Origin of the sequence: Actinomadura keratinilytica (assembly GCF_039539665.1) — a bacterium.
GTDB lineage: Bacteria > Actinomycetota > Actinomycetes > Streptosporangiales > Streptosporangiaceae > Spirillospora > Spirillospora keratinilytica.
Genome location: NZ_BAABDO010000020.1, coordinates 60,827 through 73,058 on the forward strand (window position 1 = coordinate 60,827; position 12,232 = coordinate 73,058).

13 protein-coding genes and 1 pseudogene are annotated in these 12,232 nt (G+C 73.0%); 3 read left to right on the top strand and 11 right to left on the bottom strand.

The annotated features are described in order from the left end of the window. The first annotated feature begins 356 nt into the window (after window positions 1-356). Window positions 357-752 carry a gamma-glutamylcyclotransferase family protein gene (locus tag ABD879_RS09860; RefSeq protein WP_345019695.1) on the top strand — a complete coding sequence of 132 codons (396 nt, stop codon included), beginning with the start codon at window positions 357-359 and terminating at the stop codon, window positions 750-752. Here ABD879_RS09860 and ABD879_RS09865 read toward each other — a convergent pair. The 3 genes from ABD879_RS09865 to ABD879_RS09875 form a co-directional block, all read right to left on the bottom strand. After that, window positions 745-2,100, bottom strand: a complete 1,356-nt coding sequence (locus tag ABD879_RS09865; RefSeq protein ID WP_345019697.1) for a sensor histidine kinase — start codon at window positions 2,098-2,100, stop codon at window positions 745-747. The two genes, ABD879_RS09860 and ABD879_RS09865, sit on opposite strands and share 8 nt — an antisense overlap. Continuing rightward, a complete protein-coding gene (locus ABD879_RS09870) occupies window positions 2,097-2,801 on the bottom strand; it encodes a response regulator transcription factor (protein ID WP_345019699.1) in 705 nt (234 codons plus the stop codon). The genes ABD879_RS09865 and ABD879_RS09870 overlap by 4 nt, the downstream gene beginning before the upstream one ends. 90 nt (window positions 2,802-2,891) lie before the next feature. Next, window positions 2,892-3,344 (bottom strand): hypothetical protein, encoded by a 453-nt coding sequence (locus ABD879_RS09875; RefSeq protein ID WP_345019702.1) that lies wholly within the window; start codon window positions 3,342-3,344, stop codon window positions 2,892-2,894. A 476-nt stretch (window positions 3,345-3,820) separates the two neighbouring features. Here ABD879_RS09875 and ABD879_RS09880 point away from each other — a divergent pair, with 476 nt between their 5' ends. After that, a complete protein-coding gene (locus ABD879_RS09880) occupies window positions 3,821-5,038 on the top strand; it encodes a PucR family transcriptional regulator (RefSeq protein ID WP_345019704.1) in 1,218 nt (405 codons plus the stop codon). An 873-nt stretch (window positions 5,039-5,911) separates the two neighbouring features. On the opposite strand, the gene ABD879_RS09885 is transcribed toward ABD879_RS09880, so the two are convergent. From ABD879_RS09885 to ABD879_RS09910, 6 genes and pseudogenes are all read right to left on the bottom strand, one after another. Further along, window positions 5,912-7,093, bottom strand: coding sequence for a CU044_5270 family protein (locus tag ABD879_RS09885; RefSeq protein ID WP_345019706.1), 1,182 nt, complete (start codon window positions 7,091-7,093; stop codon window positions 5,912-5,914). Continuing rightward, window positions 7,090-7,686, bottom strand: a complete 597-nt coding sequence (locus ABD879_RS09890) for an RNA polymerase sigma factor (RefSeq protein ID WP_345019708.1) — start codon at window positions 7,684-7,686, stop codon at window positions 7,090-7,092. Before ABD879_RS09890 ends, ABD879_RS09885 begins: the two co-directional genes overlap by 4 nt. A gap of 87 nt (window positions 7,687-7,773) precedes the next feature. Further along, complete coding sequence (locus ABD879_RS09895) at window positions 7,774-8,166, bottom strand: ATP-binding protein (protein WP_345019710.1); 393 nt, start codon at window positions 8,164-8,166, stop codon at window positions 7,774-7,776. A gap of 250 nt (window positions 8,167-8,416) precedes the next feature. After that, on the bottom strand, window positions 8,417-8,932 hold the full coding sequence (locus ABD879_RS09900) for a protein-tyrosine phosphatase family protein (RefSeq protein ID WP_345019712.1): 516 nt from the start codon (window positions 8,930-8,932) through the stop codon (window positions 8,417-8,419). A gap of 70 nt (window positions 8,933-9,002) precedes the next feature. Continuing rightward, a complete protein-coding gene (locus ABD879_RS09905; protein WP_345019714.1) occupies window positions 9,003-9,482 on the bottom strand; it encodes a nucleoside deaminase in 480 nt (159 codons plus the stop codon). Between the two features lie 216 nt (window positions 9,483-9,698). After that, window positions 9,699-9,872 (bottom strand): annotated as a pseudogene (locus tag ABD879_RS09910) (TetR-like C-terminal domain-containing protein); the annotation flags it as partial. 11 nt (window positions 9,873-9,883) lie between these two features. Between ABD879_RS09910 and ABD879_RS09915 the strand changes: the two are divergent. Then, window positions 9,884-10,693: an aldo/keto reductase gene (locus tag ABD879_RS09915; RefSeq protein WP_345019716.1), complete on the top strand. Its 810-nt coding sequence runs from the start codon at window positions 9,884-9,886 to the stop codon at window positions 10,691-10,693. Window positions 10,694-10,920: 227 nt separating this feature from the next. On the opposite strand, the gene ABD879_RS09920 is transcribed toward ABD879_RS09915, so the two are convergent. After that, entirely contained in the window at window positions 10,921-11,325 is a 405-nt protein-coding gene (locus ABD879_RS09920; protein ID WP_345019718.1) for a hypothetical protein, read from the bottom strand. 195 nt (window positions 11,326-11,520) lie between these two features. Beyond that, window positions 11,521-11,991, bottom strand: coding sequence for a carboxymuconolactone decarboxylase family protein (locus ABD879_RS09925; protein WP_345019720.1), 471 nt, complete (start codon window positions 11,989-11,991; stop codon window positions 11,521-11,523). Window positions 11,992-12,232: the final 241 nt, after the last annotated feature.

Below are 12,232 nucleotides of genomic sequence, written 5' to 3' on the forward strand. Positions count from 1 at the left end.
TCAGCCCTGGGCGCGCCCTGCTGTGTGACAGCCGCACACCCCAAGCAACGTGGCCGCACGCTCGGGTGACCTCACACGCTGGTCCACTTCCAGGTGGCGGAAGGCCATCGCCAAGGTGGCCGAGTCGGCGTCTGATCGAGTTCGTGACGGAGTGCGCGACGACCACCGGCTCTTCGTCGACGCGTTCCGCAACCACATGATCCGGGGTTGTGGCCGGCGTGCGGCTCTCTCTGCAACGGGGGTCACGAGGTATTCGTCACTGACCTGAGGCGCCGCTGGGGTGACGTGCGCGTTGTCACAGCGCTCTTTGAACGGGAGATGAAGCGCGCTTGGGGAGGGGCGTACGCTGCGCGGGCATGGAAGGGCTGTTCGTTTACGGCACGTTGCGTTTTCCTGAGGTTCTGCGTGTTCTGTTGGGGCGCGTGCCGGACATGCGTCCTGCGACGGCCACGGGGTGGAGTGTGCGGGCCCTGCCGGGGAAGGTGTACCCGGGGCTCGTGGCCGACCCGGACGGAGTGGCCCGGGGGCTGGTGATGACCGGTCTCACGGAAGACGAACGCCGCCTCCTGGACGCCTTCGAAGGCGACAGCTACGAGCCCATCGTCATCACCCTGGACGACGGGCGACGCGCCCGGGCGTACCTGTGGAAAGCGCCCACCGAGCCCTACGAGTGGGATGTGGAGCGGTTCGCACGCGAGGAGCTGTCCGCGTTCGCGGACGGATGCCGCATGTGGCGGCGCGCCTTCACGTAGCCAGGTCGCGCAGCGCCACGCTGACGACGGTTCCGCGGCCGGGCCTGGAGAGGAGCCGGGCGCGTCCCCCATGGGCGGCGGCGATGGCGGCGACGATCGGCAGGCCGAGCCCGGTGCCGGACGAGCCGTCCCCGGCGCGGTGGAAGCGTTCGAAGGCACGGGCGGCGTCCTCCGGTGCCATGCCGGGCCCCTCGTCGGCGACCTCGACCAGGAGGCCGCCGGGGTCGCGGCGAAGCCGTACCGCGGCGGCGGTCCCGGGCGGGGTGTGGGTGCGGACGTTGGCCAGCAGGTTCGCCAGGATCTGCCGGACGCGGGCCTGGTCCACCGTCGCGACCAGCTCGTCCGGCGCCTCCAGGGCGACCGGATGGTCGGGGCCTGCGGCCGAGGCGTCGGCGACCGCGTCCCGGGCCAGCGCCGCCACGTCGACCCGGGCGGGGCGCAGGGACGCCTCACGGTCCAGCCGCGCCAGTTCCAGCAGGTCGCTCACCAGGGCGCTCATGCGGCGCGCCTCGTCCTCGATCCGCCGCATCGCGTCCGACAGCTCGTCGGGGCCGAGGGCGCCGTGCCGGTACAGCTCCGCGTACCCCTGGATGGTGGTGAGCGGGGTGCGCAGCTCGTGGGAGGCGTCCGCGGCGAACTCCCGCACCCGCGCCTCGGAGCGGGCGCGCGCCCAGAACGCCTGCTCGATCCGGTCGAGCATCACGTTGATCGCGGCGGCGAGCCGGGACGCCTCGGTGGCCGGTCCGGGGCCGGGCATGCGGGCCCGCAGGTCGCCGCCGGACGCGATGGCCTGGGCCGTGGCGGCCATCCGGCTCAGCGGCCGCAGCCCCCGGCCGATCAGGCGGCGTCCGGCCATGGCCAATGCCGCGACCAGCACGGCCGTCGTGACCAGCTCGGCGGCGACAAGGTTGCGCACGGCCGCGCGGACCTCGTCCAGCGGCGCCGCCACGACGACGACGTTGCCGTTGCGCGTCTCGCGGGCCACCGCGCGCAGCCCCGGCAGCGAGAACGGCTCCAGCGACGCCGCCCGCGCGCGCAGCTCCGCATGCCCCAGGCGGCCCACCTCGCGGACCGCCGGAACGGGGTCGGGCTCGTCCCCGCTGAGCACCCGCACCCGCCCGGCCGGGTTGACGTTCAGCACGACGAACCGGGGCGGTGCGACGCCCTCCCCGGCCAGCCCGGATCGGAGGATTCGGATCACCGTCCGGTCGCGGGTGGCCTGCAACTGCCCGTCCACCCGGTTCATCAGGTACGCGTGCAGGACGAACCCGCTCACTCCGCACATGACGAGGAGCCCGGCCAGGGTGACGCCGAGCAGTCCGGTCATCAGCCGGGCGTTGAGCGTCATGGCCGCAGCGCGTACCCGACCCCGCGCCGGGTGTGGATGAGCGGCGGGCCCAGCGGATCCAGCTTGCGCCGCAGGTAGCTGATGTAGGTCTCGACGACCTGGGGGTTGCCGTCCCGGCCCCAACCCCACACGTTCTCCAGCAGCTGCGCCCGGGTGAGCACCCGCCCGGGGTTGCGCATCAGGTACGCCAGCAGCCGGAACTCGGTGGGCGACAGCTCGACCTCGACCCCGGCGCGGCGCACCGTCCAGTGCGCTTCGTCCAGTTCCAGGTCGGCGACGCGCAGCACCTGCCCGTCGTCCGCCGGGGGAGGCGCGGGGGCGGCGCGGCGCAGCACCGCCCGGATCCGCGCCACCAGGGCGTCGATCGAGAACGGCTTGGTGACGTAGTCGTCTCCGCCGAGAGTGAGGCCGGTGACGGTGTCGGACGGCGTGTCCCGCGCGGTCAGGAAGATCACCGGGGTGTCGTCGCCCGCGGCGCGCAGGCGCCGGCACACCTCGAACCCGTCGACGTCCGGCAGCAGGACGTCCAGCAGGATCAGATCGGGGCGGCGCTCCCCGGCGGACGGGCGGACGGCGCGCAGCGCCTCGGCGCCGGTGCGCGCCGCGACGGTCTGGAAACCGTGGAAGCGCAGCGCGGTCTCGATCAGGTCGCGGATGTTGGCCTCGTCCTCCACCACCAGCACCCGCCGGTCGTCGCTCATGGGCTCCCCTGGTACGCCAAACAGGCCGTTCGCGGCGGCGCTGCCGCCGCGCCGCCCGCCGCCCGACGTTACTGCAGGACGTCGGCCTGCTCAGTCCTTCGGCACCCGGAACGCCGTCGCCGTGCGGGTGGCGCCGGTGCGCTCGCCCACGACGATGACCTGGTCGCCGTTCCGCACCGCCGACAGCCGGGACTTCTCGCCGTCCCTGCGGAAACGGGTCTGGTCGTCGGTCGTCCACTGCCAGGAGGCGCCGTCGGCGCTGCGCACTGTCACGACCGCGCCGGACCGCCCGGTCACCTCGCCGCGCTGCCAAGTGACGACGCGGAACCCGCCGTCACGCCGCACGGTCGCCTCGCCGTGCACGCCCCGTGCGCCGCGCGCCGCCCAGCGGTACGCCTGCCGCTTCCCGCCCTTGTCCGGCGACGCCGAGGTCGACGGTTCGGGGGACGGAGCGGCGCCCGCGGGGACGGCCGCGAACAGCCCGAGGCCGAGCACGCCGGCGGCGCCGGCGCCCGCGATCAGAATCTTGGTGTTCCTTCGCATGCGGCACAGCCAAGCAGGTCCGTCTGGGAGACGCCCCGGGACGAACCTGGGAGAACCCTGGGAATCGGCTAACAACGCGCCGCGCGTCCGTCGAGCGTCTCCGGGTGTCCGGCGGGGGCCTTTCGCACCGGATGTCGCTTTCATGAAGGCTTCGATAAGTGCCGCGAATCGGGCAAGGGCGATTACGTCGGCGGCACCGAACGCTCACCCGACGTCACATGGTGCGAAAAGTCCGCAGCCGCCGCCGACCTGCCCAACGTTGATCGTCCGACCCCCTGTGACCAGGGCTTTCGCGGACGGGACCGGCCTCAGCCGCGACATGACCCGCCGCCGCACGTCCCGTGGCATTGTGAGTCAGGTGACAAACGGGCGGCGCGAAATCGTCACTTCGGCTCTATAGCGCGGCGGACCGAGCGTCAATCCTGGGATGCCCGTGCACAAATGGCAGACGGGACTGACCGTCCTAGGGAGGTCCAGTGGCTCAGCCGTTCCCGCACACGTCCGCCGAACTGCCCGTCGCGAAACTGCCGGCCGAAACGGCCGCCCCGCTACGGCCCCACCTCACCGCCGCCGTGGAAGAGATGGTCCGGGAGATCGAAAACCTGGTCCCCGAGTACGCGCGCCCGCCCGAAAGCCCGTACGGGCAGCGCATGCGGCGTCAGATCCGGCAGGCCGTGCAGCACTTCGTCGACGCCATCGGCAACCCGGACCAGGACTGGGACGCCGTCACGGCGATCTTCGAGGGCATCGGCCGGTACGAGGCCCGCCAGGGGCGCGACCTGGACGGCCTGCAGACCGCCATCCGGGTCAGCGGACAGGTCGCCTGCCGCCGCTTCATCCGCGACGCCCGGCGCCTGGATTGGCCGCTGGACGTCCTCGGGCACATCACCGAGTCGCTGTTCGTGTTCCTGGAGAAGATCGCCGAGGCCGCCGCCCGCGGCTACGCCGGCGCCCGCGGGGGGCCGGTCGGCGAGCGGGAACGGTCCCGCCGGCGGCTGCGCGACCTGCTGGTCGCCGAGCCGCCCGCCAGCCGCGAGGCCGTCACCGAGCTGGCCCGCACCGCGTGCTGGACGCCGCCGCGCACCCTGGCGGCCGTCGCGGTGCGCACGCCGCCCGATTTCATCCCGCCGGTGCTGCCTCCGCCGGTGCTGGCCGACTGGCACGCTCCCGCGCCGTATCTGATCGTCCCGGACCCGGACGGCCCCGGGCAGGACCGCCTGATCTCCACCCTGGTGCGCGACTGCCAGGCCGCCATCGGCCCGACCGTGCCGCCCACCAAGGGCGCCCTGTCGCTGCGCTGGGCGCGGCACGCCCTCGACCTGGTGGAACGCGGTGTGCTGCCCGGCAAGGAGGCGGTGCGCTGCCTGGACCACCTGCCGACGCTGATCGCCGACCGCAGCGCGGAACTGATCGACGTGGCGCTGCGCCACCGGCTGGCCCCTCTCGTCGACCTGCCCCGGCACAAACGCGATCCTCTGGTCAAAACGCTGCTCACCTACATGGAGAACCGCGACAACGCCGTCGCCGCCGCCGACCGCCTGCTGGTGCACGAACAGACCGTCCGCTACCGCATCCGCCGTCTGGAACAGATGCTCGGCGGGCTGGTCTACGACGCCGACCGCCGCATCGAACTGCTTCTTCTCCTGCACGCCTGGGTGCACATCCGCCCCGCCGCCGAAACCGCCGCGCCCTGAATCCGCCCCCGCGTCCCGAGATCGGCCTCACTCCCGCGCCGCATGCCCTTTAAGCCCGGGTAGTTGAATTGTCAGACCCACGGGGAATGATGCGGGGTATGAGCAGAGACCACCATTCCGGGTTGCGGTGCCCGCAGTGCCAAACGGCTCTCGCGCTCGTTCCGGCGACGGGCAATCCGGCCGTTCCCGCGCTGTCCCCCGTCGTCCGGGACGAGCAACCTCCGCCCGTCCACGAGGTGCTGGCGGTTTACGCGAACCGCACGAGGGACACCGCGACCGCCCTGCGCGGCGCCGCCCGCGTCCGCGACAGCTTCAACCGCGCCCGCAGGGCCGCCGCCCAACGCCGCGCCGCGCAAAGGGCCGCCCGGCAACGCCCCGCCCGCAGCGCCTGACCATTTCCGTCCACCTCCCTGACTCCGCATTCGCGTCCCTCCGCAATACCCCCAATCCGCCCGCTCCCTATTCCGCGCCAATCGACGTCCCCATCACGCCGACTCCGCACCCGCCGCGTCTCGGCATGCCCCGGTACGCCCCCTGAGCCACTGGCGACCCGCTGCGTACCCAGCCTCGGAACCGCCCCGGCCTCAGCGCTTCCCGCAGCAGCCCGGCATCTTCCCCGACACCGCGTCTGAAGGCGCCCCGCGTCCCTACCTGCACCTATACGGCCGCACATCCACCACGCGCATCCTGAAACGGCAAGCTGCATACCCCCCTGCAACCGTTCGCCCTCGCCGCTCCCCCAGTGGCTCCCCCTTCCCCGTACCGCGACACCGGCAAGCCGCGCCTTCTACCTGAACGGCCTCGCGTTCACTGTGCGGGCTGAGCACGGCGAAAAGCCCAGGGGCGTGCCCTGGGCTTCGCCGCCCGCGCGGCTCAGGCGGGGGCCGAGTCGGTCCAGGCGCTCTTGACGACCGTGGTGGACTGCAGGGGGCTGCCCGCGGGCAGGTTCGCGTTGGCGCCCGCCGGCTTGACCACGATGACCTCGTCGCCCAGCGCGTTGCCGGACGCCGGGTCGATGATCAGCCGGTGCTGGAAGACGCCGTTGGCCGTTTTCACGTTCACGGCCACGGCGGCGCCGATGCGGCCCTGGGCGTCCCTGACCGCACCGACGGAGCGCACCGTCTTGAGCTCGGCGAGCATCCGGAACGCCGCCGCGCGCACCTCGGGCGTGACCGGCATCTCGACGATCAGCCCGCGCGTCACCGTGAACAGCCACTCGTCGGCGCCCATCGGCACGCCGCCCCCCTCGGGGTCGGTCCCCGTGTACCAGCGCAGCAGCGACTTCTTCAGCCGCGCCGGGTCGGCGGGCAGCGACCGCAGGTCCTTCACCGAGACGTTGCGGCCGAGCCAGAACACCTTCCCGTCCACCACGGGCGCGCTGTCGAGGTGGGGCTCGCCCGGGGCCGCGTCGACCTTCGCCTCCTTGCCCCGGACGGCGCCGTTCGACTTGTGCATGACGGCGGGCTTCAGCACGAAGGTGGACGGCGATCCCGCGCGCTGCCAGACGGCCCGGTCGGCCTCGGTGGCGGGCCGGGCGCCGAGGTTCTGGTTCCGGTTCCACAGCGTGCCGCGCGGTGCGCTGGGCGTCCAGGTCTCCCAGCGCTCCTGCAGCATGACCGTGTAGTCACCTTGGGGCGAGGTCGCCCGCATGTAGCCGCGGGTCAAGGTCGTCAGGTACCAGTAGGCGCGGACGCTGTCGGTCTGCTTGTCCGCCTGCTCGGCGGCCGCGAGCAGGACGGTGCGGGCGTCCATCGAGCCGAGCGCGCCGGACGGGCCCGGCCGCGCGGCCGCCGTCGGGGAACCGGCGCCGGTACGGGGGCCGGTGTCGGTGCCGGTGAGCGTGGTCGCGGCGACCACGGCGGCGGTGGCGGCGCCGACCAGGCCCAGCCCCCACATGGGACGGACGCGGCGTCGCGGAACGGCCCGCGCGGCCTGGTAGTCGGCCGTCTTCGCGCGCGCCAGTTCGGCGGCGCGGGTGGCGGGGTCGACCGGCGCGTCCGGGTCCAGCTCGGCGGGCCGGGCGTCGGCCAGCATGCGCAGCACATCGCGGCTCATGACAACTCCTCACTGATCATCTGCGCGGGGGGACGCGCGGCGCGGTCGAGCGGGGACGGCGCCCGCCCCGCCGCCGACGCGGCCGGGATCTCCTCCACGGCGCGCCGCAGCCGGCGGCGCGCCCGGTGCAGCCGCACCCGCAGCGCGGCGGATGAGCAGCCGACGACGCGGGCGGCGTCGCGCGGCGTCAGCCCCTGCCAGGCCACGAGGATCAGCACCTCGCGGTCGGCCTCGGGCAGGGCGGCCAGGGCGCGCAGGACGGCGTGCCGCTCGGTCACGTCGTCGGCGATGTCGCCCGCGGACACCGCCGTCCAGTGCCGCAGTTCCCTGGTGAACTCCTCGCGCCGCCGTTCCGCCCGGTGGCTGTCGCGCAGCACGTTGCGGGCCACGCCCAGCAGCCACGGCAGCGGCGGGTCGGGCACGTCGCGCAGCCGCCGCCAGGCCACCGCGAAGGTCTCGCTCACCACCTCGTCGGCGATCTGCCGTCCGGCGCGGGCGGCCGCGTACGCCCACACCCGTTGTCGGCAGTCGTCGTAGATCGCGGTGAAGCGCCGCTCGTCGTCGGACGCTTCGCCCGGCGCGTCATGGGGCACCACCCGCACCTCCGTCCATCCCGGTGTGTTCCATCACCAGGAAGTGGGCCGGGCGCTGCCATCGTTACCGGATGGACGGAAAAATATCTAGGAGGCGGTGAGCGACTTCTCAAAGTGCACGACCGACCCGGGGGCGTGCGGCCGCTGCACGATGCGCAGCCCCTCGGTGAAGGCGCGGATGAGCTGCAGCCCGCGGCCGTGCTCGGCGCCGAGCGGGGCGGGCCCCCGGTCCCAGCTCGACGCGTCGGCGGCGCGCCGTCCGCCGTCGATCACTTCGATGACGCACACCGTGTCGTCCAGGTGCGCGCGCACCTCGTACTCGTCCCCCGCGTTGGCATGCCGGATGACGTTGGCGCACGCCTCGCCCAGCGCGAGCGCGATGTCGGCGCGGATCTCGCCGGTGACGCCGAGCCCGCTGAGCGACGCGTCGAGCGTGCGCCTGGCGAGCGGGGCGCTGCGCGCGTTCCTCGGGAGGGTCATTTCTATTACGACCTCCATGCCGGACGCCCTCCATTCCCCTCGTTGCAGGGTGTCTGCCCGGGTGGTGATTCCGAAAACGCTGGGCGTCCCTTATGGGCGGAATGTCATGATCATCTCGTGGCGACAACCCGCCCGCATCCGGAGTAACCGGACGGCCAAGGTCATCGCACAACCGAGCCGCCCCCGAGGTCAGGAAGATATTCGCCCCCGGCCCGCCGCCATCGCGCGCGGACGCCGCGGACCGCCGGGTTCAGCCGGGCAGCCCGTCCGGTTCCAAACCGGTGAGCAGGCGCGCGACATCGAGCCCCGTCGTCAGGTAGTCGACGAAAAGCCGGTTGTTGAGCGCCCACGGGGACCGGTGCCGGCGGACGAGGAAGATCGCGTCCTGGGCCGTGTACCCCAGCGTGACCAGCGCGTGCGCGACGACCAGCCCGGACCGGTTGTACCCGGAATGGCACCGCACCAGCACCCGGCGGCCCGAACGCACCGCCGCCACGGCCAGATCGGCCAGCAGGCACACGGCCTCCAACTGGTCGGCGGTCAGCGGCCCGTCGGGCAGGTCGACGTGGTGGTGCTCGACCCACGCGGGCGGCCCGTGCCCCTCCCGCCGGTAAAGACTGATCACGATGTCGAACTGGGCGCCCACCACCGCCGCCACGAGCTGCCCGCTCGCATCGCGGTACGCGTGCCCGCCCATCCACAGGCCCGGCACGATCTCGTTCCACGGGGCGTCGGCATCGGGTGCCCGCCGGCCCTCGGTCCGCATCACGCACTCCCAGTCGGCTCACCGGACGTCCGTGATACGGACGCCGAGCCCTGTTCAGTTCGATCTTCTCCTATTCGGCCCCGTGGAAACGGCGGTGCAGCGCGCGCACCTGTTCGTCCAGACCGGGCACCGGCCCTTCCACGACCACGTCCGGCGCCACCTCGTTCACCGGCAGCGTCCGCACCGGAGGCCGCGGCACGCCCAGCTCGTCCAGCCAGGACGCCAACTGCCGCGACGACGCCACGTAGACGATGCGCCCCAGCCCCACCCAGGCGTGCGCGGCCGCGCACATCGGGCAGTGCTCGCCGGAGGTGTAGACGGTGGCCTTGGCGCGCTCCTCGGGGGTCATGTTGGCGGCCGCCCACCTGGCCAGCGCGAACTCCGGGTGCTGGGTGCGGTCGCCCCCGGCGACACGGTTGCGGTCCTCGCCCCGGACGGTGCCCTCCCCGTCGACCAGCACCGACCCGAACGGCTCGTCCCCCGCCTCCAGCGCCTCGGTCGCCAGCTCGACGCAACGACGCAGATAAGGCAGTTCCTTCTCGTCCACCACGGCGCGCATAGTAACGTTCCAGGCCGACAGCCGACCCGGGACGCGGCTCAGACTTCGGCCCCGCACCGCCCCCGGCTCGAAGCAACGGCACGGGCGAGCAAGCTCCCTCCCGTCCGCCGCAGCGCGAGGTAGAAGCCGACATCCCACAACGCGAGCACGCCGCCGGAAGCCGCGGCTCTTCCTCCAGCGACGCGGGCGCGTTGCCGGGGGCGTGGCTCACCCACGCACGACGTAGGCGCCGGCGCGGGCTGCCGCCAAGGCGGCTTCGGCGGCGCGGTCGGCGGTGGCCTCGTCCAGCGGGTCGCCGCTGGCCAGCAGGCGGTAGTAGAGGGGCGCGGACACGGCACGGATCACCTCGCGGGCGTCCGTGCCCTCGGGCAGCTCCCCCCGCGCGCGACCGGGTGCTGATCTCCACCAAGGCCGGTCTGCCGATGGGCGACGGCCCCGGCGACGCCGGCACGTCCCGCGCCCGCCTGGTCAAGGCCGCCGAGGACGCCCTGCGCCGCCTCGGCACCGATCACATCGACCTGTTCCAGCTGCACGCCTTCGACGCCGGAACGCCCGTCGAGGAGGTCCTGGCCACTCTCGACGACCTGGTCCGGGCCGGAAAGATCCGCTACGTGGGCGTGTCGAACTTCTCCGGCCGGCAGCTGATGAAGTCGCTGGCCGTCGCCGACCGCGACCGCCGCCCCCGCTACGTGGCCCACCAGGTCTACTACTCGCTCGTCGGCCGCGACTACGAATGGGACCTGATGCCCCTCGGCCTCGACCAGGGCGTCGGCGCCCTCGTCTGGAGCCCGCTCGGCTGGGGACGCCTCACCGGCAAGATCCGCCGCGACCGGCCGCTGCCCGCGCAGAGCCGGCTGCACCGCACCGCCGACTACGGCCCGCCGGTCGACGACGAGCTGCTGTACACCGTGGTCGACGCTCTCGACGAGATCGCCGCCGAGACCGGCAGGACCATCCCGCAGATCGCCATCAACCGGCTGCTGCAGCGCCCCACCGTCTCGTCGGTCATCATCGGTGCCCGCAACGAGCAGCAGCTCCGCGACAACCTGGGCGCCGTCGGCTGGTCCCTCACCCCCGAGCAGATCGCCAAGCTGGACGCCGCCAGCGCCACCACCGCCCCCTCCCCCCAGTTCCCCTACCACCGCCAGGAGGGCTTCGCGCGTCTCAACCCCCCGCTGCTGTCCCCTGCCGGGAAGGGGTGACGAAAACGCCCGCGCCCTCACGGCCCGGGTCCGGTGGCGATCCGGGCCTTGGGAACGCACGACCGGTCGCAACCGCCTCGGCGACGGAACCGGAATGCCCGGCAGAGAAAGGCGAATCGGCTGCCCCGCCGGCCAGCGTGCAGATGGCAGGGCGCGCCGGGGACCGGGCGGCCGGGGAACCGGTTCACGAAAGCCGCCCGAGCCCGTGACAGGCAAGGCGGCACTGTTCAGCGGACCGCCGACAATTCGGGCGACCGGCTGTCAACGGCGCTGCTCTTCATGAACGCCGTGGTGAACTCGATCTCCGTCCAGCCGAGCGAGTTGTCCCCCAGCCGCACGCGGTAGAGGGTCCGGTCGCGCGTCTCCAGAACGGTCACCTCGACGTTGCACAGCCGCCGCAGCTCCTCGGTGTCGGTGCGTTCACGATCGCAGTGATGGCGTCCTCGCGGGACTCCGCGTCGTGGCGTTCGGCCGGCGCCCGCCGCTCCCGGTCGGGGGATGGTCAGCCGCAGCCGCCGGGGAAGATGGCCGGCGGAGGTGACCAGCGTGAAATCGACGTCGCCGCTGAGCGCACCGAACTGCTCGTACCGGCCGCCGACGGCCTGGGACCCGCCCATGGTCGCGATCGGCACCTTGCCGCTGTAGGTGTTGGCGACCGATTCGCTGTCGGCCTGCGGTGCCCCGGACCTCGTACCGGGTCATGTGCACAAGATCAGATGCACATTGCGAGCCCGAGGCCCGGGGGCGTGCCCGAGCGGATTCCGCACGCCCTGGCGCCGGTGGGGGCGCCCCGCGGCGGAGTGCCGGTCTTCCCGTGGGAAGGCCGGTCAGCCCAGCATGCCGGGCTGGTAGTCGCCGGCGGGCAGCCGGGTGATGACGTTCATCCGGTTCCAGGTGTTGATGACAGCGATCAGTGACACCAGGGCGGCCAGCTGCTCCTCGTCGTAGTGCTTAGCGGCGTCCGCCCAGGCCTCGTCGGTGACACCGGTGCCGTCGGCGATGCGGGTGCCCTGTTCGGCCAGTTCCAGGGCGGCCCGCTCGGCCTCGGTGAAGACGGTGGCCTCCCGCCACGCGGCGACCAGGTTGAGACGCACCGCGGACTCCCCGGCCTGCGCGGCGTCCTTGGTGTGCATGTCGAGGCAGAAACCGCAGCCGTTGATCTGGCTGGCACGGATCTTCACCAGCTCCTGCGTCGCCGCCGGCAGCGTCGAGTCCGCCACGACCTTGCCCGCCGACTGCAGGTACTTCATGAACTTGGCGGCGAGCGGGGTGCCGTAGTAGTTGAAGCGGGCGTCCATCACATTCTCCTTTGCCGTATCGACTGCTACACCCGTATGACGGGGCGGCCCGGCGGAATGTGACAGCCGGCTTCGCCACGGCGGCCGGGGGACGCGCGCTCCCCGCAGCGGTGGACGGTCGTGCCCGCGGGGTCGGCGGGCAGGTGCGGTTTCAGGTCCCGCAGCTGACGGCGGGAGGTCAGGCCGGGGCGATGAGGACCTTGTCGTCGGGCAGGACGAACAGGGGCCAGGCCTGGGCGAG